We start from the raw sequence: 25,599 nt of genomic DNA on the forward strand, positions 1-25,599 counted from the left end.
TAGTAAAAAATGCTAATGTGTGCTTCTCAATAAATAACAATGAAACAAATCAGGAGGACAACATGTTAGTCGCGTTAATTACGTTAGCTTTTATTCATTTTTGTGCGCTTATTACTCCAGGGCCTGATTTTTTTCTGGTATCACAGACCGCAGTGAGCCGATCTCGTAAAGAAGCAATGCTGGTTGTTGCAGGAATAACAGCGGGTGTTATGTTTTGGGCTTCTTTAGCACTGATGGGCTTAAATATTATTTTTGAGAAAATGGCTTGGTTAAAGCAAGGTTTACTTATTGCCGGCGGTTTATACCTATGCTGGTTAGGATACCAAATGTTGCGTTCGGCATTTTCAAAAAATCAGCAGGAAGAAGTGACAACTGTTGAATTACCGAAAGCGCCGTATTTATTTTTTATGAAGGGATTACTCACCAATTTATCGAACCCTAAAGCTGTGATCTATTTTGGTAGTGTATTCTCTTTATTTTTAGCAAACCCTCAGCTTGATCAAGTCCATTGGCTGCTTTTTATTATTGTGTCGGTTGAAACAATTTTATGGTTCTGCTTTGTGACTTTTATTTTTTCATTACCGAGTTTTAGAGCCGCTTACCGTAATTTTTCAAAATGGATTGATGGTATTTCTGGTGGAATTTTTACCGTTTTTGGTATTTTCCTGATTGGAAATCGATAATTTTAAATAAGAAAAAAGCCTCTTTATGAGGCTTTTTTATTTTTAAGCAAACTTTGCTAAAACTTCTAAAAACGGCGCTGATTGACGTGGGAATTTAGCAATCACGTCATGGATGCGTTCGCCTTCCGGATTAGTCGCATTAATATCTCGTCCATCTGCGACAAATTTAGTTAAAAGACGTTCATAGTCATTTGGACGCATATGTTTGAAAGCATGGTAGAGCACATGGAAGTCTGCGTTCACACCATTTGGAGGAAGTTGGTTGAGGTAGGCAAAAACACGCTCATCGGACCATTCTTCATTGAAAGTTGCTGGCTGTGATAATGCCATGACAATCTCCTCATTTTAAAAAAGGCAAAATAACTTGCGTTATTTTGCCTTGATTCTGTTTTATTGAATAGTCAGAAATAGAATTATCGTTCTTCAGGTAAATTGATATTCATTTCTAACATTTCGATGTTTGCTTCAGAACGAACTTGCATTTGGATATGCTGTTCGCCTACACCGCTAACATAACGACTGACCACCTGCATAATTTCTTTCTTCATTTGGTCAATCTTGTCTTGGCTTAAACGACGGCCTAAACCTTGTTCTGATGCAACAATGACTTTTAAACGATCTTTGGCAGTTTGAGCACTTGATGGTTTTTCTTCACTGCTAAATAATTTACTCCAGAATCCTGCCATATCTACGCTCCAAATAGTCGTGCTAACCAGCCTTTAGGTTGAGCTGTGATGTGTCGATAAGGGCGGTCTTCGCCAAGAAAGCGAGCAACCAAGTCATCATACGCTTGTCCAGCTTTAGTTTCTGAATACAGAATAACTGGCTTACCTTCGTTTGATGCTTGTAATACACTTGGACATTCAGGAATAACACCTAATGTCGGTACGCGTAAAATATCTTTAGAAATATCATCAATCGTCAGCATTTCCTGACGGTCAGCACGTTCAGGGTTAAAACGTGTAATACATAAATGTTTACGTATACGTCCTTCGTTATGTTCAACTTTTTTAGTTTTGCTATCTAACATTCCGATGATGCGGTCAGAGTCACGTACTGAAGAAATTTCAGGGTTTGTCACAATGATTGCTTCATCTGCATGGTACATTGCTAAAATTGCACCACGCTCGATCCCCGCAGGTGAGTCACAAATAATGTAATCAAATTCTTGAGAAAGCTCATCAATTACACGAGCAACACCTTCGTCGCTCAAAGCATCTTTATCACGGGTTTGGGAAGCCGGCAAAATGTAAAGGTTTTCGATATCTTTATCGCGAATAAGGGCTTGTTGCAGACGTGCTTCATTATTAATTACATTGACGAAATCATAAACAACACGACGCTCACAACCCATAATTAAATCAAGGTTACGTAAGCCTACATCAAAGTCAATCACAACAGTTTTATGACCACGAAGGGCTAAACCTGTTGCAAAAGATGCACTCGTTGTAGTTTTACCTACACCACCTTTGCCTGATGTTACGACAACAATTTTGGCCACCGAATCCACTCCTATTATGGTCATACATACACCCTTAAAAGGGCTGTTTTTTGGTGATTTGCTTAATAAACTAAAGTTCTAGAGCTTCAAATTCAAGCTCTTGCTTTTCATTTAAATAAATATGTACTGGCTTTTTTACCACATGTTTAGGGATATCATCTGCGACACAATATGTTCCGGCAATGGAAACGAGTTCAGCCTCTAAAGATTGGCAAAAAATGCGTGCAGCAGCGTGCCCACCCGCACCAGCAATGACTCTACCACGAACCGTGCCATAAATATGTATATTTCCTGAAGCAATCACTTCGGAACCACTATTCATGCCAGCTTTTAAAATAATATCGCCTTGGTCTTGTACAAGAGATTGGCCTGTACGCAAAATTTCATCATGATAAGAGGTAATATGGGCAACTGCATTATTATTTAGTGGTTTTTTTGTTTCTACTGAAGCTTGTGCAGAGCTAGGCTTCTCTACAATTGCAACTTGCTCTGCAGTTGGTTTAATACGTTGTAATGGTTGATCTGCCGGTAATACAGGGAACTGAATGGCGCGTGCTTCGTCGCCTAAAATACCGTCAATGACAGCCATAGGCTGTAAGCCCATGCTGACTAACAGCTGAATTAAAGCAATAAGCTCTTGTTCAACAGTACTATCTATAATAACGACAGTTCCCTGATAGGAACCTTCATTTAATATATTTGATAATTGCTGGCGGATCACATCATGATCATTCGTATCGAAGGTTATCCTGCTAAAGTTAACCATTCTGCCGGTAATCCGGATATCAGCCATAAGTCTTCCTTCAAGGCGTTAAAACGAGCTGTAATATCGTTAAGTTTATTGTAAATAGAGCAAATGCTAGAACAAATCGTACCAATTCTCTAGCGTGATTTATAAAAAAATAAATAAATGCTTATTCTTTGATTCGATCATACTCCGCGAGTGTTTGTTGCCACTGTTTAACTTTAACTTGTTTACGGACAGCTTCTAGCGTTTCAAAAACGACAGACTCAACCAGCTGCTCAAGTTCATGGTTATCAATATTTATATGGCTAATTTTTTGAGAAATTAATTGATAAGTTGAATTAGGATGTGCGGCTGAACCTTCAATTAACGGCTCTATTAAACCAGCACTGATATTTTCACCAAGACGTTGACCAATACTTTGAATTTGTTGCTCAATACGTCCCCCTACAAGTGGAATAAGCCTTAATAATTGTGTTAATTCAGGCGTATCTTCTATTGCCTGATCTACAATTTGTCCGACAGCTCGGGTGATTGCAGGCTTTTGTTCTTTTAAAGCAGTTGCTAAAGATTCTTGTAATAGGGCAGTTAGGGTTACGGTAAATTGTTCACGATGATGATTAACCAAATCATGAATAATTTGTTTATGGCTAGAACTCGTTTCAAGCTCGTATCGAATACCGTCAATTACGGTAATCACCACGCGGTCCGACAACTCTTCCATAACCACACGGTAATAAAAGAGACCTGTCTTTCTCCAGCTTTCAGGAATAACCGGGTAACCAAGTTCGTGTAAACGGTATGCAATAATCCCGGCACGGAATAAACGTAGAAAACGTAGCTGAGGAATAATAGCTAAAATTTCATACCAGTGAATGAAAGGGAAGAAGAACCAACGCTTATGATGTTTATAAACGATAGCAATTCCCCAACGGACCAGTAGTTCAATAATTAGAAAACCAATAAACCAGGCTTCAGAGGTAATAACCCATGGGTGTAAATGGGTACGGTAGAAAGACAATACTTGGGGCAAATGGATATGTTCAAAGAACCATGCCCCAATACTGCTCATTAAAAAGAAATTGGCTGCAAGACAGAACAGATTGAAAATGATAATAAACACCATAAAGATGTCGTAGACCAAAAACAGCTTAAATGAAAGGCTGCTTGAATCTACACGGTGATATTTCGTTTGCTTTCCGGAACTGTTTTGCATAAAAGTGGATTCTTTTTTAAAGATTCGTAGTCGCGTATTGAGCTTTCATTTTCTCGATGAGCTGATCTTTTTCAGTCCAGAGTTCATGTACCCATTGTTGAAAACGTTCACGGTAAACTTGGTCATCTTCATAATTACCCCCGAGAACCCAGTCTGGTATTTCAATTTTTCGAAGATTGACCGCAATTTTTGAAACGTCACCTAGCCAGAAATCGCCATAACCTGGTACGCCATCAGGGTAGACAATGGTCATATCAACTAAAGCATCAATTTTGTCGCCCAAAATATTTAACGCCAGAGCCAAACCACCTGCTTTAGGTTTTAATAAATGTTTATATGGTGATTTTTGTTGGTCGTGTTTTTCCTGAGTAAAACGAGTCCCTTCCAAATAATTTAATAATGTAAAAGGTTGACTTAAGAGCTGTTCACACGCTTTACGTGCTTCCATCATATCGCGGTCTTTGAGTTCAGGGTTTTTCGCGATTTGCTCTTTTGTATGACGCTTCATCATTGGGAAGCCTAAGATTTTAAAAGCTTGACCCACGAAAGGAATAAAGATGAGCTCCCACTTGGTAAAAAAGCGGGTAAGCGGCATACGGGTTAATCCGAAATATTGGTTTACCGTGGTATCAACCCAACTTTGATGGTTACAAGTCATTAAATAACGGCCTTGCATATTCAGATCAAGGCCTTCGTCAATGCTAATGTCCCATTTTAAATTAGGTAAAACATGATCAATGAGCCAATTATTGACACCAAGCCAGCTATTAGTAATTTGAATATTGGTTTCATCAATTTTTGAAGACTTTTTAAATAGCTTTGTTAAACCTAAAGCTAAGACAGGTGGTCCATGAAAAAAAGTGCTACCTGTGATGACTGTACCTACAGTGAGTCCACGTGTAATTTTTTTTAGCGCAGATTGCTTATTGGGTGCAGTTGACATATAAATGGCCCCGAATATCCAAAATCCATAGAAAGTTGTTCAACTATAACTATCATGAAATGAAATACAACGGTATCTTAGACAACAATGAAGAAATTGTGATGAGTGCACACCTTAAAGTGCATCAAAATATTACAAAAAAATAACTAAACTGTTTATTATTAACAAAATATCAATGTTTTATACTTCCTTTTTGTTTCATTATTCATTCAACAACAAAACACTCAAAGTGAGGAGGCATGCAATGCGTGCATTAGTTATTTCAACAGTGGTAGGGGCAGCAGTAGTACTTTCTGGTTGTCAAACAACAGGTAATAACCTTGGTGGCGTTGAATACGATAAAGCCGCATTAGGTACTTTGATCGGCGCAGCAGCTGGCTACGGTATTTCTAAATCAAATGCAAACTCTAGCCGTCAAAACAACCGTGCTGCGGCAATTGGTGCAGTTCTTGGTGCAGCTGGCGGTTTATATCTTGACCAAAAAGAGAAAAAATTACGCGAACAAATGGCTGGTACTGGTGTAGAAGTAGGCCGTAACCCAGATGGTTCTGTTCAATTGATCATGCCTGGTAGCATTACTTTTGATACTAACAAATCAAACATCAAGCCAAACTTCTATGCAACTTTGGACAAAGTAGCTCAAACATTGGCTGAAGATAACAAGAGCGCGATTTTAGTTACTGGTTATACAGATAACACTGGTAATGACTCTATTAACATCCCATTATCTCAAGCGCGTGCTCAATCAGTTAAAAACTATTTAGCTGGTAAAGGTGTTCCATCTAGCCGTATCGATGCACAAGGTTATGGTTCTTCTAACCCAATCGCAGACAACTCAACTGCTTCTGGTCGTGAACAAAACCGCCGTGTAGAAATCAGCATTTATGCTAAACAATAAGATCTAGTTTATTGTTTCAAAAACCACCTTCGGGTGGTTTTTTTATGGGTGAAGTATAAAAAATAATCACGACATTCTGCGGCGCATAAATTGCATTATTAGACATCATTTATACATATCCGTAGATTTACTATTGGGATTCTAAAAAAGAGATGACTATAATCATGCTCGAAAAATTAAGAGGTAATACACGATGTCATCTGCCAGTCAACTGAACAACAAGCAAGAAGAAGCCATGAAATATACTCAAGGCCCTTTATTGGTGCTTGCTGGCGCTGGTTCAGGTAAAACATCGGTAATTACGCGTAAAATTGCCTATTTGGTGCAACATTGCCGTATTCCTGCACATCGTATTACAGCGATGACCTTTACCAATAAAGCTGCACGTGAAATGAAAGAGCGTGTCACCAAGCTTTTATCACGTGAAGAAGCAAAAGGTTTGTCCGTTTCGACCTTCCATACTTTTGGTTTAAATCTTTTACGTTTAGAACTTAAAAATTTACCTTTAAAAGCTAATTTTTCGATTTTGGATGCGGATGACTGTAAACGTATTTTGATGGATTTGATGCATCGCGATAATTTATCGGGTGCAGAGAGTAAAGAACTAATTGCCAAGGCAATGAAGAAAATTTCAGATTGGAAAAACGATCTGATTTTGCCTGAGCAAGCACATTCGACGTGTGAAACACCTGAAGACGTCCAGTTTGCCCATCTTTATCAACTTTATGAACGTAATTTACGTGCTTACAATGCAGTTGACTTTGATGACCTCATTGTTATGCCAACCCGCTTATTGCAAGAAAATGCAGAAGTACGTGACAAATGGCAAAACCGTGTTCGTTACTTGCTAGTGGATGAGTATCAAGATACCAACACCGCGCAATATATTTTGGTGAAACTACTAGTTGGCGTAATGGGGCAGTTTACAGCCGTAGGTGATGATGACCAATCGATTTATGCATGGCGTGGGGCTAAGCCTGAAAACATGGCTTTGCTTAAACAGGATTTCCCAAATCTTCATATTATTAAGCTTGAACAAAATTACCGCTCGACCAGCCGTATTTTGAAAGCTGCGAACTGTGTAATTCAAAATAACCCGCATATTTTTGATAAAAAATTGTGGAGTGATAAAGGGCATGGTGAGGTCATCAGAATTATTACCTGTCGTAATGATGATGATGAAGCAGAACGTGTAGTCAAAGACTTACTGACTCACAAACTTATGAATGGTAAGAACTGGAAAGATTACGCTGTATTGTACCGTGGTAACTTTCAGGCGCGTGTATTGGAAACACAACTTCGCCAAATGCAGATTCCGTACAAACTCTCTGGCGGTACATCGTTCTTCGCTCGTGCAGAAATTAAAGATGTAATGAGTTATTTACGTCTTATTATTAACCCAGAAGATGACAGTGCTTTCTTACGTATTATTAATACGCCTAAACGTGCGATTGGCCCAGTTACTCTTGAGAAGTTAGGCTTATTTGCACAAGAAAATAATTTGTCTTTACTTGGTGCTTCTTCTGACCAGCGCTTAAGTATGGTGCTTCCTAAAAAGGCAGAAACTCAATTGCATGAGTTTGCTGACTTTATCTCGACGTTTACACGTGAGCTGTTGGAAGATGATGAGCCTGTGCCTAAAGTTCGTCAAATGATGAATGAAGCGGGTTATATCGACTATATTCGTGAGCAGTCCGCAACGCCTGCGCAAGAGAAAAGTAAGCTCGATAATATCGAGAACTTGTTTAGTAGTATTCAAAACTTAATTAATCGTGCTGAAGATGTTGATGAAAAGAACATTGAAAGTGTGATTCGAAAACTAGTCTTGCTTGATATGTTAGAGCAACAGCAAGAGGAAGAAGACACTGATAAAGTGAACTTACTTACTCTACATGCTGCTAAAGGTTTGGAATTCCCATATGTCTATATTATGGGTCTTGAAGAAGAGCTGTTGCCGCATAAGAACTCGATTGCTGCTGAAACTATTGAAGAAGAACGCCGTCTTATGTACGTGGGAATTACCCGTGCACGTCAAGGCTTAACTTTGACTTTGGCAGAGCAGCGTAAAAATGGTGGTCAAATGAAACAGATGACCCCAAGCCGTTTCCTCGATGAGCTTCCGCAAGATGAGCTCGAATGGTTAGGGCGTAAAAAGAAAATTGCAGCAAATGTTGATCCTAAAGAACAGGCTCAACAATATTTGGCAAATTTAAAAGCTTTATTAAAGCGTTAATTTTTTTTAATTTTTAGGAAATCCCATGAAAGTTCAAGTTAAATTGCTCGATCCGCGTTTAGGTAAAGAGTGGCCTTTACCTTCATATGCAACAGCAGGGTCAGCAGGTTTAGATTTACGTGCCTGTTTAGATGAAGCAATTGAGATTGAACCAGGTCAAACTGTTTTGGTTAAAACAGGTATGGCAATTTATATTCATGATGTGAATTTTGCTGGTTTAATTCTACCGCGTTCAGGTTTAGGTCATAAACACGGTATCGTGCTTGGCAACTTAGTTGGTTTGATTGATTCGGATTATCAAGGTGAGTTGATGGTTTCAGTGTGGAACCGTGGTCAAACCACTTTCCGTTTAGAACCAGGTGAGCGTTTAGCACAGTATGTTCTAGTTCCAGTAGTTCAGGCTGAATTTGAGCAAGTAGAGGAATTTGAAGAAACTTTACGTGGCGCAGGCGGCTTTGGTCACACTGGTAAACAATAATTAATTTATAAAAAATAATGAAAAGAAACGCTTGTTTTACAAGTGTTTCTTTTTACACCTTGAATGTTACAATGAATTATATTACAAAACGCTTTACTCATATTCTTTTAACTTTTTTTAGCAAATACCCATTTTTCAGATTTTGAATACTCTATGTTTTTGCGATAGATCAAATTGATCTTTAAATAGAAGATACGCTATGAATGTAAGACACTCATTTCCAAAAAATATTTTCCGTGCTTACGATATTAGAGGCAAACTTTCTTATTTAACTACGGACGTCGTCCGTTCAATTGCCTATGGATTGGCACAACAATATAAACAAGCAGAACAAACTCAGCTGATTATTGGTTATGATGCGCGCCTGACGAGTCCAGCTTATGCGCATTTAATCGAAGAGATATTATTAGAGCAGGGTTTAAATGTTACAAATATTGGTTGTTGCTCAACCCCGATGATGTACTACATTGCACGGGAGTTTGGTGGTAATGGCATAATGGTAACAGCTAGCCATAATCCTAAATCAGATAATGGTATTAAATGGATTTTAAGAGGTGAACCTCCATCTCCTGAAATGATCCAGCAAGTAGGTGAATTTGCGCAAACTTATGTACCTACTCATACAATTTCATTATTAGAATTATCAACTCCTCAATTTAATTCAGAATTTTGTAAAAAATACCAACAAGCAATCTTTAACGATATTCAACTCAAGCGTCCTTTAAAAGTTGTATTAGATGGCCTGCATGGATCGGCAGGGCATTGCTCAAAACTCGTACTTGAAAAAATGGGTTGTGAAGTCATTGCTTTACGTACAACTCCAAATGGTGAGTTCCCTGATCATGCACCAGACCCTTCACATGCTGCGCATTTAAAAGAACTACGTAAAACGATTATTGAACAGGGGGCAGATATTGGTATTGCCCTTGATGGTGATGGCGACCGTGTCGTATTGCTTGATGAAAAAGCCAATATACTTACTGCTGACCGTTTATTGTCACTATTTGCACAAATGTGTCTGGAGCAGCAACCAGACAAAGAAATTGTATTTGATGTGAAATGCTCGCTCATGGTTCAAAGAACCGTAGAACGACTTGGTGGTAAACCCAAAATGATTCGCACGGGAAGTAGCTTCCTCCGCGCGTATTTATCTCAATCAAATGGTAACGCTATTTTTGGGGGCGAATACGCGGGTCATTATGTATTTAATGATGGGCGTGGTTTTGGGTATGACGATGGTTTGTACGCTGCATTACGTGTAATGGAATATTTCACCGAGTCGAGTGCGACAACAATTTCTGATTTATTTTCTAATTATCCTGAAAGATGCTGTACTGAAGATACTTATATTGGTACCCATCAGTCCGACCCTAAACATGTACTACAAGATATTGAAATTTTAAGCCATCGTTTAGGTGCTCGAATTAGTAAAATTGATGGCGTACGTCTTGATTTTGATGATGGTTTTGGCATTATTCGAGCATCAAATACAGGTGAGTATTTTACCGTAAGATTTGACGCTGATAATCCTTTACGTTTAAAGGAAATCCAGCAAAAATTTATTGATATGTTGCAAGAGCGTTATCCGCAAATTGCACAAGAACTTTCTGAGGCCTAATAAGGAGAGGCGCAATGCCACAAGATCAGCATCTCGGCGTCGACAAAGCAAAAATCTTGATTGAAGCTTTGCCATATATTCAACGTTTTTCTGGTAAGACGCTGGTGGTGAAATACGGTGGTAATGCGATGACTGATCCTGAATTGGAAAGTTCATTTGCCCGCGATATCGTTTTACTTAAAACTGTGGGTTTAAACCCGATTGTTGTGCATGGCGGTGGCCCACAAGTTGACTCTTTCTTAAAGCAATTAGGACGTGAGTCTGACCGTATTGATGGTATGCGTGTGACCGATGAAGCTACGATGGAAGTGGTTGAAATGGTCCTAGGCGGTAGCGTAAACAAATCTATTGTTAATTTGATTAATAAACACGGCGGCCGTGCAATTGGCTTGACTGGTCAAGATGGCAACCTATTACGTGCCCGTAAATTATTAATGGAAAAACAAGAAGAGGACGGTTCTATCAAACATATCGATTTAGGTATGGTTGGTGAGGTGACCGGGGTTAAAACTGACGTATTAGAGATGTTTACTCAAAGCGACTTTATTCCTGTTATTGCTCCATTAGGTGTTGATGAAAAAGGTAATACTTACAATATTAATGCTGACTTGGTGGCTGGGAAGGTCGCAGAAGCATTAGGCGCAGAAAAATTAATTCTGCTGACTAATATTAGTGGCGTATTAGATGAAAACAAAAACCTTTTAACCGGTTTAACGACACAAGAAGTTGACCGTTTAATCGAAACAGGCGTAATTTACGGTGGAATGATTCCTAAAGTAGGCTGTGCGCTTGACGCTGTAAAAGGTGGTGTTGTGAGCGCACATATTGTTGACGGACGTGTACCGCACGCAACATTACTTGAAATCTTTACAGATCACGGGGTTGGTACGCTTATTTCTAACCGTACACAAACAACTCACTAAACCTCATTATTTTTTATTAAAAGATCACGCTAAGTGGTCTTTTTTTATGCCATTTAATTTTGGTCATTTTTTTGTCATGAGCTTTGACTAGTGTAGTGGGTGTCACTAGGAGCGTTCATTATGCTGGAAAAATTTAATCAATATCGCCAAACCTGGACTTTACCTTTAAATCGCCATAAGGCTAACAATCAAACACAATTCCGCTTTGAATGGGTTGATAATTTAAAAGAATTACAAGATGTACAACGGTTTCGTGCACAACAATTTAGTAAACAATTCGGCATTCAATTTGAAGATAATTTAGATCAAGATATTTACGATTTTGGCTGTGAGCATGCTGTATTAAGAGAAAAATGGACAGGAGAGATTGTTGCTTATACACGACTTAAGCTCTTTCAAGGCCACGAAATAGGGCAAAGTTACAGTGCTAATGAGTTTGACATTGTTCCACACTTGTCGCATTTGCCAAATGTATTAGAGATAGGGCGTACTTGTGTACATCCACGTTTTCGTAATGGTAAGGCACTTTCAACATTATGGCTGAATCTTGCACCTAAAGTATTGTGGTCAATGCGTGCTAAATATTTGATGGGATGTGTCAGTATTCATCTGCAAGATAATTTGGCTAGAGCGTACTATACACACCGTCAAATTCAGCAATTACCGGACACTAAAACCATCGATATTCGTTCTAAGAAAATCTATGAACCTGAATATCCGGAGTTTAGTTTCCCTCAAGATGAGCGGATGCCGAAACTATTCCAAATGTATTTGAGTATGCAGTCTAAATTATCTAAAGATGCCTTCTTTGATGCTGAATTTAACTGTCTCGATTACTTTGTATTTTTAGAAGTGAATAAAATTGCCACTTCGTTTGTAATGAACAAAATGGCTCAGCGATAAAGTTATCTTATATTTTGTAATAGCGAGCGCATATTGGGATTTACAAGCCAATTTACTCTCATGCACAATAGTACGCATGGGGTAATGAAGTGAAAGTTTAAAAACAATATGTGCCAGCTATTAGGAATGAATTGTGCAACACCAACGGATATCACTTTTTCTTTCCGTGGTTTTTCACAACGCGCAGGAATTACCTCTGACCATAGTGATGGTTTTGGTATTGCCTTTTTTGAAGATAAGGCATGCCGTTTATTTGTAGATAACCAGTCTGCAGTTGAATCACCAATTGCTGATCTTATTCGTAATTATCCCATTAAATCCCGTAATGTAATCGCACATATTCGTAAGGCGACTCAAGGCAAAATTACGCTTGAGAACTCACATCCTTTTATTCGGGAGTTATGGGGACGTCACTGGATTTTTGCCCATAATGGCGATTTACATGATTTTAATCCACCCTTAAGCGGACGTTTTACGCCGGTAGGGAATACCGATAGCGAAAGAGCATTTTGTTATTTATTAGATCAACTGGTAGAAGTATTTGGTTATGAAGAACCAACGCTTGAGCAGATATTTGAAGTATTAGAAAAGATTTCCCCTCAAATTGCAGAATATGGGACATTTAATTTCTGTTTATCGAATGGGCAAGCCTTATTTAGTTATGCGATTACTAAATTACATTGGTTAGTTCGAGAATATCCATTCAATAATGCACATTTAATTGATTTAGATGTTGAGGTTGATTTTAGTCAGGTAACCACTCCTGAAGATCGAGTTGCTGTAATTACCACTGAGCCTTTAACTCATAATGAAACATGGATTGCTTATCAACCTGGTGAAATGATTTTATTTCAACATGGTAAACCTATAAAGAAAGCGATTACTCAAGTTGAAAGATTAATACGTGAAGAGAAAAATCCTGAACTTAAGCGTATTACTCGTGCTGACCAATATTAATTTTTTATTGAAAGAAATGTAATTTCTTAAGAAATATATATTTTTGTTTATTTAATAATAAAGTATTTTGTTTAAAAAATACTTTATCTTTTTAGTTGGTTAATATTAATTAATTTTTTAAAAATCAAAAACTTATTTGTTTATTCATTTTTATTTATTTAAAGCCGACAAAATAGCTTTGTTTTTATTTATACCCTTTAAAGATAAGATGCAGTTTATGCAACAGTCATTGAACATCATTGGGGGTGATGTATGAAAATGAAATGGGCTTCAGAATATAATACTGGTATTGACGTTATTGATGAGCAGCATAAACGAATACTGGATTATATTAATGAGATTGATGATGTAAAAGATGATGAGGATAGACGTCGTATTAAAGATGTTTTAGACAATATTATTGATTATACGCAATCACATTTTACCTTTGAAGAAAGTTTACAAGAGGAAGCGGATTATAAATATAGAGTGCCTCATAAACGTGTACATGACTTGTTTATTAAAAAAATAGAATTATATCGTGAACGTTTTGAAATGGGCCATACGATTGAAGCAGAATTACAAGAGATCTTGGCTAAATGGTTAATTAACCATATTCAACATGATGATGCCGATTATGTGGGGGCAGTAAAAGAAAATATGATGGGGATTATTAGAGAAAAAGAAAAGAAGAAAGGAAAGAACTGGTTCGCCCGTTTTTTCTCATAACCTTAACTAAAAAAACTCTAATATACAGTTAGCGCGGCAAACTATCGTTTCGGTGGTTTGCTTTTTTTATTGTGCAAACTTTGATTTTCATGCATGAGACGGGCAAAATATCTATAGACTTTTTCAAGGAATGCATAATGCAGGACATACCTATGTCACGATGGTTATCGCCTCTTATGGCGTTTTGCTTATCTTTTGTCATCATGGCCACTTTGGCACCCACCATGGGAATCCAGATTGATCGTCAAATCGATTTCTGGTTATTGTGGTTTGGCACTATGTTGTTATTGGCATTACCAGTTTGTTATTTGGAAATTGCTTTAGCAAAACGATCAAAAACAACCGCTTTAAATGCGTTATCGAGTTTAACTCGTGAAGCTGATAGTTCCCCTAAATGGCGTGTGGTTGGCTGGCTTGCTGTTGTTTTTATTCCTTTCTTAGCGGGTAACGTTCTAAGTACTGCGAGCAATATATTAGTTGCACAGTTTGCCCCAAGCATTTCCGGTCAAATTATTTTTGCAGGCCTTGCAGTTGCTGCCTTGGTATTATCTTTTATTCCACGCCAAATACTCATTTTATTAATGACCTTAGGAGTAATCGCTTCTATTGTGTTGGCAAATATGATGGGCTCGACTTTACAACCTTGGCATTGGACCAGTGTTGAGTTTAAGGAGTGGGGTAATGCAACTGTACTTGCACTTGTCGCGAGCGGGTTAGGGTTAGGGCTTTACTGGCAAAATAGTGTAGGTGCTGTTCAGGCGCAAGAAGGCGCAACAAAAACTGTTCTTCCAATTTGGTTAGCTCAGCTCATTGCTGTGGTTGCTTTTGGCTTTTTCTCGCTTCAGGCTCAATTACCCGTTTTAACGTGGATATTTACCAGAGTAATGACATCCGCGTTATTTGTGCAGTTGGCTAGAGAACAACTTGCTCAGCGACAACTTATGCCTGTTTTACAATGGGTGATTATTGTTGTAGCAATTGCAGTTTGGGCGGTGTCGGAAGTTCATAATTTATTCACGCTCATTCTTATGCTTTGGGGCTTACTTATTTGCTTAATCTATGCAATTTTTGCAGGTTGGATTATGAAAATTAGCCACTTGCGTAAATCGATGAATTTCAGCAATGAGCTTTTTTATAACTTATGGCGTATTGCTGTACGTATCGTATTGCCGCTTTCAATTATTGTGGCAATGATTGCTGTAATTGGACAAAGTATCTAATGGAACGTACACAACAAGTTTGGGTCGCTTTTGCAGTACCGGAACAACAGTTTTTAATTTCTGTTCCATTTGAAGAGGGAATGACTGCTGCACAGGCAGTTCAAGCAAGTGGTTTATCAAATCAAGTTGATTTGCCTGAACCACTTCAGCTCGGCATTTTTGGAGTAAAAGTAGAAATTGATGCGGTATTACATGCAGGCGATCGAGTTGAGGTTTATCGACCATTAACGATTAATCCAAAAGATATTCGCCGGAAACGTGCTGCGAAAAACCCTGTAGGCAGATACATTAAAGGCAATCGCTTTAAGCAATCAGCTCAATAAGCAAAACCCCTCAAGTATTTCACTAGAGGGGTTTCTTTTTATTAGAAAAAACGATTATAGTGGTGGGGCAGTTAAAATTGCTTCTTTGGAAGCAGGTAAACCTGGTTGCGATTCTGGAATAGTCTCTAAACCTTCAATTTTAGTTACGGTTCCAGTTCCATCAAAGTAAATTTTTAAATGCTGACCATGTGCTGCGGGGATTTTCGCTTTTTTAGCATATGTTCCCGGGATATAGTTGTAGATATAGTCCCAACGTTGTGGATTGAGGGGATCAGTCACTGTTGGGCTACCAAGCAAAAAGCGCACTTGCTGGAAATTCATGCCGACCTGTACTTGAGAGGCTTGAGCTTTAGTCAATGGAGTCCCTTGAGGAATATCAACCTTATATACACCAAAGATTGAACAACCAGCTAGGAGTGAAGTGACGAATAACGTCAGCACGAGTTTTTGCATTTTGCTACACTATCCCAATAAATTATGATGCATTTGATCAAAGGATAGATCATACTTCATCTAAATTCTATTGCCTATTCCAACTTGAGATTTGTTGAGAGACCTTTTTTCATGCCTATTTCCAATCAAGATTTGCGCAAAGCTGGACTTAAAGTTACCCTTCCACGAATTAAGATTTTGGAATTATTAGAAAATTCAAAACAACATCATCTTAGCGCCGAAGATATTTACAAGACTTTGTTAGAGCAAGGGGAAGATGTCGGACTTGCGACAGTTTACCGTGTGTTAACACAATTTGAAGCTGCGGGTATTATTCAACGTCATCATTTTGAAAATAACCATTCTGTTTTCGAAATCATGCAAGAAGATCATCACGATCACTTAGTATGCCAAAACTGTAACAAAGTCATTGAATTTACTAATGATGTTATCGAGAAAGAACAGCATTCTGTAGCAGAACAACATGGGTTTACCTTAACGGGTCACTCATTAAATCTCTATGGTTACTGTAATGAACCTGAATGTCAGGAAGCATTGCGCAAGAAATAATCGTTTTCACATAAAGAAAACAAATAAAAAAGGAAGGTTACGTTTAACCTTCCTTTTTTTATGAAGAAATTACTGGCGGTCAAAAGTTAAATGCTGTTTCCCGTCTGATAATTGATCAGGACCTTCATCAGCAAGTTTAATGGTTAAACGTAAATCGTTCGGTGAGTCAGCATGTTTAAGTGCATCTTTGTAGGTAATTTGACCAGCTTTATATAAATCAAATAAAGCTTGGTCAAAGGTCTGCATACCAAGTTCACGTGAGCGTTTCATCAAATCTTTAATTTCATGAATTTCACCTTTACGGATGTAGTCTGAAATTAATGGTGAGTTAATTAAAATCTCAATTGCTGCACGGCGTGAATTACCATCTGGTGTTGGAATGAGCTGCTGCGCAATCATTGCCTTTAAGTTAAGTGACAAGTCCATGTAAAGCTGACTATGACGGTCACTTTCAAAAAAGTGAATAATACGGTCGAGCGCTTGGTTGGCGTTGTTGGCGTGCATGGTAGCTAATACAAGATGGCCTGTTTCAGCAAAGCCAATCGCGTAGTCCATGACTTCACGAGAACGGATCTCACCAATTAAGATCACATCCGGCGCTTGTCGTAGTGTATTTTTCAAGGCAATTTCAAATGAGTCGGTATCGATCCCGACTTCACGCTGAGTAATGATGCAACCTGCATGTTCGTGAATAAACTCAATCGGGTCTTCAATGGTAATGATATGGCCCTTAGAGTTATGGTTACGATGGCTGATCATTGAAGCCAATGAAGTGGATTTACCTGTACCTGTCGCGCCTACGAAAATAATAATGCCGCGTTTGGTCATCGATAAATCTTTAAGTACAGGCGGTAACTGCAAGTCATCAATTGAAGGAATCTTGGTTTCAATACGACGTAGTACCATGCCCGGCATGTCGCGCTGCTGAAAAGCACTGACACGAAAACGCGCCGTTTTTTCACGGTTCATAATGGCAAAGTTACATTCACGAGTTTCTGCAAATTCTTTGCGTTGTTTTTCACTCATGATGGAATGTAATAGTTGACCAATTACTTCGCCTGAAAGACTATTTTTTGAAATTGGAACAATTTGCCCGTTAATCTTCATAGAGGGCGCAACGCCATCTGTAATAAAGAGATCGGAAGATTTTTTTTCAACCATCAGGTTGAGCAAGTCATTAAAATCCATAATTGTATTCTCGCTATTTTGTTGTTTTTATAAGAATGATTCAGGCTGTTTTGCTGCAGTACGAGCCGTTTGCGGGCTAATTACACCGCGAGCGACTAAGCCTTTTAAGCTTTGGTCGAGTGTGGTCATGCCATGATTGGCACCAGTTTGAATGGCTGAGTACATTTGCGCGACTTTGTTTTCACGAATTAAGTTACGAATAGCCGGAATACCAATCATGATCTCATGCGCTGCGACACGGCCACCGCCATTCTTTTTAAGCAGGGTTTGTGAAATAACCGCTTGTAAAGATTCTGACAGCATGGCACGAACCATGTCTTTTTCTTCGGCAGGGAATACGTCAATCACACGGTCAATGGTTTTTGCAGCTGACGTGGTGTGGAGTGTACCAAACACCAAGTGACCTGTTTCGGCAGCGGTTAATGCCAAGCGAATGGTTTCAAGGTCACGCATCTCACCGACCAAAATAATATCAGGGTCTTCACGCAGTGCTGAGCGAAGTGCTTCATTAAAGCCGTGTGTGTCACGATGCACTTCACGCTGGTTAATGAGACATTTCTTAGACTGATGTACAAATTCGATTGGATCTTCCACCGTTAAAATATGGTCATAGCGGTTTTCGTTAATATAATCGAGCATCGCTGCAAGCGTAGTTGATTTACCCGAACCTGTTGGCCCCGTCACCAGTACAATGCCACGAGGATAGTCGCAAATATCTTTAAAGATTTGACCTAGACCTAGATCTTCCATGGTGAGGACTTTAGATGGAATGGTACGAAAGACTGCACCAGCACCACGGTTTTGGTTAAATGCGTTAACACGGAAACGCGCAACATTAGGTACTTCAAAAGAAAAGTCAGTTTCGAGTTTTTCCTCATAGTCACGGCGCTGTTTATCATTCATGATGTCGTAAACAAGACGGTGGACATCTTTATGTTCTAGAGCTGGTAAGTTAATACGACGAACTTCACCGTCAACACGAATCATTGGTGGCATGCCAGCAGAAAGATGTAAATCGGACGCGCCATTTTTCACAGAGAAGGCGAGTAGCTCTGTAATATCCATAATTTCCCCAAGTAAATCAAAATATGTCATTATTTTGTAGAATAATATACGGCTTTCACCGAGGCTTACCAACACCCCGCTTTAGGTGAAAAGCAAAAAAGTTTTTTGAAAATGAGAACCTTGTCAATGAATTACCTGCAAGATGCGCGACAGCACGTATTACAGCAAATCAGAACAGCTTGTGAACTTGCTCAGCGTGCGCCTGAAACTGTGCAACTTTTAGCCGTATCGAAAACTCATCCGAGTGAAAGATTGCGTGAAATGTATGCAGCAGGGCAAAGGGCATTCGGCGAAAATTATTTGCAAGAAGCTTTAGATAAAATTGATGCTTTACAGGATTTGGATATTGAATGGCATTTCATTGGTCATGTTCAGCGGAATAAAACTAAGCATTTGGCCGAGCAGTTTGATTGGGTTCATGGGGTAGATCGTTTAATTATTGCAGAACGCCTATCTAACCAACGTGGTGATGACCAAGCTGCACTTAATATTTGTTTGCAAGTCAATATTGATGGGCAAGAGAGTAAGGATGGTTGTGCACCGGAAGACGTTGCCGAGTTGGTTGCTCAAATGAGTCAACTACCGAAAATCAGGTTACGTGGTTTAATGGTGATTCCGGCTCCTGACAATACAGCTGCTTTTGCAGATGCCAAAAAATTATTTGATGCGGTAAAAGTCCAACATGCTCATCCAGAAGACTGGGATACATTGAGTATGGGAATGTCAGGGGATTTAGAAGCCGCAATTGCCGCTGGTTCAACAATGGTACGTGTAGGTACAGCTTTATTTGGAGCTAGAGACTATTCGCAAAAAGGCTGATGTAAGCGATTTCTTACAGAAATTGCGGCCTTTTGCGGCTATGGCAGACCACGCTTTTTTTGTACTATGAACTCATCAGGAAACAGGATGTTTCTAAGAATAACAATAAAAAGTCATGAATGGATGCAGACAGGTACGACAGGAGTCATACCAACGCAGAATCTAAAAAAGCCCCGACAGGATGTCGGGGCTTTTTAGTTTTAACCCACTATTTCAATGGTACTTGCACCAGCGCCAAGTGGTTTCACTTGAATTTGTACAGGAATGCGTTCATGCATTTCTTGAATGTGTGAGATGAGAATGACCTGACGTCCCTGATTTTGCAGTTGGTCTAAAGCATTCATGACCATGTGCAAAGATGAGGCATCTAAAGTACCAAAACCTTCATCAATAAACAGTGATTCAATTTTCATTGAACCCGATGCCATATTGGCAATCGCTAAAGACAAGGCAAGGGCAGTTAAGAACGACTCACCGCCAGATAAAGAGGCAACTGAGCGGGTTTCTCCATCCATGTCGTGGTCAATAATGGCAAGACTTAAGGACTGATCAAGACGTTTTAGCGTATAACGCTGAGAAAGCATCGCCAGTTGTTGGTTGGCATGTTCAACTAAAATATCTAGGTGATATTGCTGAGCATAGTCACGGAACTCTTTACCTTTGGCATCACCAATCAAGCCTGAAATTTTGCTCCAGCGATGTTCTTCTTGTTGAATGTTTTGAATTTGTTCAGCGTATTTTTGCTGTTTGGCAAGGTTTTGCTGATGTAATTCAAGCTTCAGCTTTAGTCCATCACGCACTTCAAGCTGTGCTTTGAGCTTTGCAATATTGTCTTGAATGAGAGTAACGAGCTTTTCGTATTCAATATCTGGCTGAGTTTGTAAGTGCTCGCTTAATTGCTCTTGCATCGTTTTAAGGGCAGAAGAGGCTTCACTTAATAAACGCTCGGCATGATTAAGACGGTTACGAATGTCTTGCTCTTGTGCTGAATTAATCTGTATGAGTGCCGTAAGATCAGATGCCTGAAAATCAGTATGGGCTTTTAACCAGTTTTGAATTTGCCCATCAATCTGCTGTTGATGTTGTTCTGTGTGTTGATGCTGATGTTTAAGTTGATCGAGCGCCTGTTTTTGCTGTTCAAAGTGTTGTCTAGTTTGTTCGAAACGCTGTTTAGCCTCATGATACGCCGTTTGTTGGTGCTGACGTTTAGCGTCATGCTCAATTAACCATTCATGTGGCTTAATATCCGAACGGCCCGTCATTTGCTGAATGAGCGATACCGCTTTTTCATTATTTTGTTGACCTTTAAGCGTAATCTCTTGGAGATTTTGTTCGATCTCATCAATTTGCTTGATCATTTGCTCAAGATTGGCAGCTAACATTTTAAGATCTTGTTGCTGCTGTTCAAAACGCTGTGCAAGCTGTTCTTGTAGTTCAAGTTGCTTAGCGCGTGCATCAAGAATAGCCCAAGTCTGCTTAGCTGTTTGGCTACTTGCTTGCTGCCATGCGTGCTGTTCGGTTTCCGACAAACACTCAACAATATGTTGAACTTGTTGTTGCCATTGCTGTGCTGTATTAAGCAAACTTTCATTACGTTGAATCGTTTGAACAAGCTGATTGTGTTGTTTAATGGCTTGGGTTAAACGCACATTTTCTGAGTCAAATAAACTTATGGCAGTTTGTGTCGCTTGTCTCAGCTCATTAAGTGTTTGTAAGATTTGTTCAGGAGCTTGATTAAGCTCAATGTGTAATTGATTGAGGTTAAACGCTTGCTCAAGTTCTTGCTGTAAGTGCGTCTGTTTTACTTGCAGTTGAGCTAGATATTTCTGAACTTGTTCAAGCTCGGCCCGGCACTGAGTAAGTGCATGTTGCTGGGTTTGCCATGCATTAAACTTAGTTTGTTCGAGTGCAATAGCTTGTTGCTCTTGCTGTTGCTGTAAATCGAACAAGGCCTTGGAGACTGCACTGTCATCAATACGATAAGGATGGTGGGTGCTTCCACAGACCAAACACGCTTCACCTTCTTTAAGATTGGCACGTAACTGTTCAATATTTTCGGTGTGTAGTAAACGTTGCTGTTGCAGGATGTGCTGTAACTTTTCACGTTCAGTTTTTGCTGTTTGGTAGTCTTGTTCAGCTAACTGGCAAACGGTTTTAAGTTGGTCTTCTTGCGCGGAGGCTTGAGTATGTTTTTCGGTGAATTGCTGAAGCTCAGCATATAGCTCATGATAAATTTTTATTTTCTGTTGAATCAGATCTAACTGCGTGACTTGAGCAAGTTTCTGATCTTTATCTTTACGCTGTTGTTCAAGCTTTAACTCAATCTGTTCAACGGTGCCTAGTGAAACTGTGAGTTGTTCGAGTTCATTTTTAGCTTCCGATAGCTTTTGGCGAGCAAGGGTAGGGTTACCGAGCTGTTCTTCAATTGCTTGGTAATTTTGAATAAATTGCCCAAGTTGATGAAGATGCGCTGAAAGGCCCTTATCTAATACAGCATATTGCTGAGTCTGGATCAGCTGCTGTTGTAGATGAATTTTGTTCTGCTCAAGCTGTGCAATATGCTGTTGTACAGCGTTTTGCTGCTGTTGTAGTGGGCTTAGGTTTTGCTCAAGTACCTGTCTTTTTTCTTTGCACTTTTTATATTCATCGGCAATAAAAGCACGTTCTTGAATGGACTGCCGAACTTGATTTAAGGCTTGTTGATGCTGTTGCTCAAAATCGAGGGTCTGTTTGAGCTGTTGTTCTGCAAGTTGATATTGTTTTTGTCCCGTTTCAAAAATTTGTACCAACTCATTAAACTTGGTTTGAGCTTGCTGAATTTGCGGTTCAAGTTGTTGTAGGGTCTGTAAATTTTGAGCTTGCTGAAAAACTTGTGGGCGTATTTCAGAGAAAACTTCGAGTCGTTTTAATTGCTCACGTTCACTAGCCAGTTGTTGATGGTGATTTTGCTGGGTTTGAAACTGTTGCTGTTTCGATTGAACTTCTTGCTCAAGTTTTGCTTTGCGTTCAAACCATTGTTGCTGTTTGTCTAAGACATGTTTTTGTTGTTCTAACTGTTGATAGTTTTGTTCGGCTTGCTGGTATTGCTCGGTAAATGCAGCAATCTCTTCATCAGACAAAATTTCAATATGGCCTAAAAACTCTTCCAGCTGTTTACGCTGCTTTGCAATATCGGCTGTTTTACGAAAAGCCAGTTCACCGATTTTGGCGAAAATGCTGGAGTTGGTCAGGTACTCAAGTAATTCACCACGTTCGCTGTCTCGAGCTTTTAAAAATGCGGTTACTTCGGACTGGGCAAGTAGCACCGCACGAGTAAATTGTTCAAAAGAAAGCTGGGTAATTTGTTTAACTTTTTCATCAACCGCTTTGGCTTTATCGGCAAGTACTACACCATCGGTCAAGCATTTTAAGTGGCGCTGCACACTTTGTAATTTACCATTTGGGTTTTCACGTGCACGTTTAATTTCCCAACGAGCCAAATAACGCTTTTGATCTTGCGCAATAAAGCAAAGCTCAGCAAAACCATGTCCTGTACCACGGCGTAAAACAGTTAAAGGAGAGTTGGTTAGTAACTCGGAACCATCGACATCTTTTAATTTGCCATCGCTGTCTTTAAGGCGAGGAACCCGATTAAATAAGGCCAGACACATGGCATCTAAAATGGTCGATTTACCTGCGCCAGTTTTCCCCACAATCGCAATAAGACCTGCATGGGCCAGAGGTGCGCTTTCAAAATCAATAAAATGTTCATCAGCAAGCGATGCCAGATTTTTTATTCGAATGGATAAAATTTTCATGACATATCCTTAATGGCTTGCATCATTTTCAAGATGTTTTTGTGCTTCTTGTACCAGACTCAGAAAATCTTTTAAGACCGCATCATCGGCGCTGTAACCTTGTTTTTCCCAGATATTTTGAAAGAGTTTTTCTGGTGTTGGTGGCTCAAGAGCAATGTGCTGGGTAGTATTTGAATTAGTCGCGTCTTTGTTTACGTATTGACGTGAAATACGCACTAAACGATAGCGGTCAGGTGGTAGAGCAGCTTCAAACTGCTGACGTAAATTCGGCTGTGGTGGCGTTAAACTATAATATTCAATATCGACATATTCACGGTGGTCAATATTTTCAATCACGCCGTGAGGCAAGGCTTGGAGTTGTTGCAGTACTTCGTTTAGCTCACCACGAATGCGGTGCAATTGTATGCAGCGCGGAATTTCCACAGCTTCAAATTGCAAACGGCTGTCCGTATCTTGAGAAGGGTCGATTTTGACCTCAACTACTTGGTGCTTATAGTTAATTTCGCTAAAAGAAAGCGGAATGGGTGAACCGCTATAACGAATGTGCGGCTGACCTACTTTTTGTGGTTTATGTAAGTGCCCTAAAGCGACATAGTCGACCGCATCTTCAAATAACGTCGTTGAAAGCGCCTCTTCATTACCAATAATAATGGGGCGTTCAGAGTCGGATGTTTCCCCACCTTGCATATGCGCATGCGACATCAAAATCAGGGCTTGGTCCGGTGTCTTGCGACGTTTGGCTTCGGCAATGAGTTGCTGGTGCAAATAGGCAATCGCATTTTTGCTATTGGTGGTATGTTCGTTAAAGCCCGTAATTTCAGCCGAACGTAAAAAAGGCAGGGCAAGGCACCACGCCACAATATCTTGATTTTGGTTATAGATAGGTAAAAGCAGTCGATCGAGATCTAGGGTTTTATCTTCATTCCAGCGAACCACACCTACGGTTTTTGCATTGTATTTTTCTAAAAGCGGTTCGACCTGTTCAATACGGTAGCCTGAGTCATGGTTACCCGCAATCATGAGTGTTTGCATGTGCGGTGCAATACGATGGGCATCTGCTAAAAATTGGTAGAGTTGTTTTTGTGCTTGTGAACCCGGGTTAATGACATCAAAAATATCGCCAGCAATAAGCAGGGCATGTGGTTGTTTTTCTTGAATTTGAGTGAGCAACCAGCTTAAAAATTGTTGGTGTTCGTAGTGTCGTGAATGATTATAAAAAAACTGCCCCAAATGCCAGTCAGAAGTATGTAGAAAATGTACGGACATAGAAACAGACATCAAGCCAAAATAAACACAGATACGTTAGCATAAATTGGCAGGAGATTTTATCAAGACATTTTAAAGTGCTCGTTATTTAAGCTCGCAATGAAACCTGAATTAAATTGTTCACTTTAAATGCTGCTTTGTTACTATCAGGTCAAACCATGAACTTTGAGAACAAAATGGCTATTCATAAATACGAAGTAAAAATACAGTGGGAAGGCAATACGGGTACAGGCACTTCCTCTTATCGTTCATATAAACGCGATTTTAGTATTCAGCATCCTCAAAAGACGACTATTCAAGGTTCTTCAGACCCTGCCTATTTGGGCGATGTGACCAGATGGAACCCAGAAGATTTATTGGTCGTGTCAGCTTCTGCTTGTCATAAGCTTTGGTATTTACACCTATGTGCAGTCAATCATATTCACGTTGTGAGTTATGTCGATCATGCACTTGGTTTTATGGAAGATACAGATCCGGTCAAACGTGGTCATTTTACCCAAATTATTTTAAGGCCCGAGGTTGTTTTAGAAAAAGGGGCTGACCAAGAGCTTGCAGCAAAACTGCATGAAGAAGCACATCACGAATGTATGATTGCCAATTCGGTAAATTTTCCAATTACATGTGAAGCCAGCTTTAGCTTTGCTGAATAATTCATATGAAATAGCCACCGATAAAAGGCGGTGGCTATAAATTAAAAATAATTAAAGTCGTTAAATAAAATCTTTAAGCTGCATTTTCATCGACTTGAAAAATACCAAAAACGTTGTGGTCTAAATCGACAAAGTAACCATGCCAAGCGCGGCCTGGAATAGCGAATTTATCCATTGCCACAATGCCACCTTGCGCTAAAATTTTTGCAGCCACTTCATCGAAGTTTTCCACCTGAACCGAACAGGTAAATGCATTGGTGCCATATTCCATTGGAGGTGTTTGAGCAGGGCGTTTTAATAGTCCACCCATAATTGAAGGTGTCTCTATGCGGTAATATTCAATAGGTAAGCTTTCATCGAGTTTAAATTGCCAACCAAACACAGCTTGATAAAACTGCGCATCGCGGGCAGGGTTTGAAGACTGGATTTCAAAATAGGCAATATTGTTCATATTATTTAAATC

26 protein-coding genes are annotated in these 25,599 nt (G+C 39.4%); 14 read left to right on the forward strand and 12 right to left on the reverse strand.

Annotation, left to right across the window (positions count from 1 at the left end; genetic code table 11):
- Positions 1–62 precede the first annotated feature (62 nt).
- Positions 63–683 (forward strand): threonine export protein RhtC, encoded by a 621-nt coding sequence (gene rhtC / locus GO593_RS10565; protein ID WP_000959259.1) that lies wholly within the window; start codon positions 63–65, stop codon positions 681–683.
- Between the two features lie 42 nt (positions 684–725).
- Here rhtC and GO593_RS10570 read toward each other — a convergent pair whose 3' ends face one another.
- The 6 genes from GO593_RS10570 to GO593_RS10595 form a co-directional block, all read right to left on the reverse strand.
- Positions 726–1,013, reverse strand: a complete 288-nt coding sequence (locus GO593_RS10570) for a PA4642 family protein (RefSeq protein ID WP_001218560.1) — start codon at positions 1,011–1,013, stop codon at positions 726–728.
- An 83-nt stretch (positions 1,014–1,096) separates the two neighbouring features.
- Positions 1,097–1,369, reverse strand: coding sequence for a cell division topological specificity factor MinE (gene minE / locus GO593_RS10575; protein ID WP_000896934.1), 273 nt, complete (start codon positions 1,367–1,369; stop codon positions 1,097–1,099).
- A 2-nt stretch (positions 1,370–1,371) separates the two neighbouring features.
- Positions 1,372–2,184: a septum site-determining protein MinD gene (gene minD / locus GO593_RS10580; protein ID WP_001074362.1), complete on the reverse strand. Its 813-nt coding sequence runs from the start codon at positions 2,182–2,184 to the stop codon at positions 1,372–1,374.
- Between the two features lie 70 nt (positions 2,185–2,254).
- Entirely contained in the window at positions 2,255–2,977 is a 723-nt protein-coding gene (gene minC, locus GO593_RS10585; protein ID WP_000763677.1) for a septum site-determining protein MinC, read from the reverse strand.
- Positions 2,978–3,098: 121 nt separating this feature from the next.
- The gene (locus GO593_RS10590; protein WP_001181637.1) at positions 3,099–4,145 is read right to left on the reverse strand and encodes a hypothetical protein; all 1,047 of its coding nucleotides are present in this window, start codon (positions 4,143–4,145) and stop codon (positions 3,099–3,101) included.
- A gap of 16 nt (positions 4,146–4,161) precedes the next feature.
- On the reverse strand, positions 4,162–5,088 hold the full coding sequence (locus GO593_RS10595; protein ID WP_000100975.1) for an acyltransferase: 927 nt from the start codon (positions 5,086–5,088) through the stop codon (positions 4,162–4,164).
- A 244-nt stretch (positions 5,089–5,332) separates the two neighbouring features.
- On the opposite strand from GO593_RS10595, the gene GO593_RS10600 reads away from it, so the two are divergent.
- From GO593_RS10600 to GO593_RS10645, 10 genes are all read left to right on the forward strand, one after another.
- On the forward strand, positions 5,333–5,986 hold the full coding sequence (locus GO593_RS10600; RefSeq protein ID WP_001202415.1) for an OmpA family protein: 654 nt from the start codon (positions 5,333–5,335) through the stop codon (positions 5,984–5,986).
- Positions 5,987–6,179: 193 nt separating this feature from the next.
- The gene (gene rep / locus GO593_RS10605) at positions 6,180–8,219 is read left to right on the forward strand and encodes a DNA helicase Rep (RefSeq protein ID WP_000093035.1); all 2,040 of its coding nucleotides are present in this window, start codon (positions 6,180–6,182) and stop codon (positions 8,217–8,219) included.
- A 25-nt stretch (positions 8,220–8,244) separates the two neighbouring features.
- The gene (dut, locus tag GO593_RS10610) at positions 8,245–8,697 is read left to right on the forward strand and encodes a dUTP diphosphatase (protein ID WP_000868152.1); all 453 of its coding nucleotides are present in this window, start codon (positions 8,245–8,247) and stop codon (positions 8,695–8,697) included.
- Between the two features lie 199 nt (positions 8,698–8,896).
- Positions 8,897–10,315, forward strand: coding sequence for a phosphomannomutase/phosphoglucomutase (locus GO593_RS10615; RefSeq protein WP_001102833.1), 1,419 nt, complete (start codon positions 8,897–8,899; stop codon positions 10,313–10,315).
- A 14-nt stretch (positions 10,316–10,329) separates the two neighbouring features.
- A complete protein-coding gene (argB, locus tag GO593_RS10620) occupies positions 10,330–11,238 on the forward strand; it encodes an acetylglutamate kinase (protein ID WP_001135419.1) in 909 nt (302 codons plus the stop codon).
- A gap of 120 nt (positions 11,239–11,358) precedes the next feature.
- Positions 11,359–12,141 (forward strand): GNAT family N-acetyltransferase, encoded by a 783-nt coding sequence (locus GO593_RS10625; RefSeq protein ID WP_000890283.1) that lies wholly within the window; start codon positions 11,359–11,361, stop codon positions 12,139–12,141.
- Between the two features lie 108 nt (positions 12,142–12,249).
- A complete protein-coding gene (locus tag GO593_RS10630; RefSeq protein WP_000336554.1) occupies positions 12,250–13,098 on the forward strand; it encodes a class II glutamine amidotransferase in 849 nt (282 codons plus the stop codon).
- A gap of 252 nt (positions 13,099–13,350) precedes the next feature.
- Positions 13,351–13,806, forward strand: coding sequence for a bacteriohemerythrin (locus GO593_RS10635; protein ID WP_000782976.1), 456 nt, complete (start codon positions 13,351–13,353; stop codon positions 13,804–13,806).
- A gap of 152 nt (positions 13,807–13,958) precedes the next feature.
- Complete coding sequence (locus GO593_RS10640; RefSeq protein ID WP_005144332.1) at positions 13,959–15,026, forward strand: SLC5/6 family protein; 1,068 nt, start codon at positions 13,959–13,961, stop codon at positions 15,024–15,026.
- Positions 15,026–15,349, forward strand: a complete 324-nt coding sequence (locus GO593_RS10645) for an RnfH family protein (protein ID WP_000442584.1) — start codon at positions 15,026–15,028, stop codon at positions 15,347–15,349. Before GO593_RS10640 ends, GO593_RS10645 begins: the two co-directional genes overlap by 1 nt.
- A 54-nt stretch (positions 15,350–15,403) precedes the next feature.
- On the opposite strand, the gene GO593_RS10650 is transcribed toward GO593_RS10645, so the two are convergent.
- Positions 15,404–15,802 (reverse strand): outer membrane protein assembly factor BamE, encoded by a 399-nt coding sequence (locus GO593_RS10650; RefSeq protein ID WP_001170994.1) that lies wholly within the window; start codon positions 15,800–15,802, stop codon positions 15,404–15,406.
- Between the two features lie 111 nt (positions 15,803–15,913).
- Here GO593_RS10650 and fur point away from each other — a divergent pair, with 111 nt between their 5' ends.
- Positions 15,914–16,351 carry a ferric iron uptake transcriptional regulator gene (fur, locus tag GO593_RS10655; protein ID WP_001122847.1) on the forward strand — a complete coding sequence of 146 codons (438 nt, stop codon included), beginning with the start codon at positions 15,914–15,916 and terminating at the stop codon, positions 16,349–16,351.
- Between the two features lie 69 nt (positions 16,352–16,420).
- Here fur and GO593_RS10660 read toward each other — a convergent pair whose 3' ends face one another.
- Both GO593_RS10660 and GO593_RS10665 read right to left on the reverse strand, forming a co-directional pair.
- Complete coding sequence (locus GO593_RS10660; protein ID WP_000347036.1) at positions 16,421–17,539, reverse strand: PilT/PilU family type 4a pilus ATPase; 1,119 nt, start codon at positions 17,537–17,539, stop codon at positions 16,421–16,423.
- 27 nt (positions 17,540–17,566) lie between these two features.
- A complete protein-coding gene (locus GO593_RS10665; RefSeq protein WP_000355489.1) occupies positions 17,567–18,604 on the reverse strand; it encodes a type IV pilus twitching motility protein PilT in 1,038 nt (345 codons plus the stop codon).
- Positions 18,605–18,730: 126 nt separating this feature from the next.
- Here GO593_RS10665 and GO593_RS10670 point away from each other — a divergent pair, with 126 nt between their 5' ends.
- Entirely contained in the window at positions 18,731–19,423 is a 693-nt protein-coding gene (locus GO593_RS10670; protein WP_001108520.1) for a YggS family pyridoxal phosphate-dependent enzyme, read from the forward strand.
- 200 nt (positions 19,424–19,623) lie between these two features.
- Here GO593_RS10670 and GO593_RS10675 read toward each other — a convergent pair whose 3' ends face one another.
- Both GO593_RS10675 and GO593_RS10680 read right to left on the reverse strand, forming a co-directional pair.
- Positions 19,624–23,220 carry an AAA family ATPase gene (locus GO593_RS10675; protein ID WP_000698801.1) on the reverse strand — a complete coding sequence of 1,199 codons (3,597 nt, stop codon included), beginning with the start codon at positions 23,218–23,220 and terminating at the stop codon, positions 19,624–19,626.
- A gap of 9 nt (positions 23,221–23,229) precedes the next feature.
- Positions 23,230–24,498, reverse strand: coding sequence for an exonuclease SbcCD subunit D (locus tag GO593_RS10680; RefSeq protein ID WP_001984248.1), 1,269 nt, complete (start codon positions 24,496–24,498; stop codon positions 23,230–23,232).
- 164 nt (positions 24,499–24,662) lie between these two features.
- Here GO593_RS10680 and GO593_RS10685 point away from each other — a divergent pair, with 164 nt between their 5' ends.
- Positions 24,663–25,136 carry an OsmC family protein gene (locus tag GO593_RS10685; protein WP_002134289.1) on the forward strand — a complete coding sequence of 158 codons (474 nt, stop codon included), beginning with the start codon at positions 24,663–24,665 and terminating at the stop codon, positions 25,134–25,136.
- 73 nt (positions 25,137–25,209) lie between these two features.
- On the opposite strand, the gene GO593_RS10690 is transcribed toward GO593_RS10685, so the two are convergent.
- Positions 25,210–25,587 carry a VOC family protein gene (locus GO593_RS10690; RefSeq protein ID WP_001059437.1) on the reverse strand — a complete coding sequence of 126 codons (378 nt, stop codon included), beginning with the start codon at positions 25,585–25,587 and terminating at the stop codon, positions 25,210–25,212.
- Between the last annotated feature and the right edge of the window lie 12 nt (positions 25,588–25,599).

The organism is Acinetobacter baumannii, assembly GCF_009759685.1.
GTDB lineage: Bacteria > Pseudomonadota > Gammaproteobacteria > Pseudomonadales > Moraxellaceae > Acinetobacter > Acinetobacter baumannii.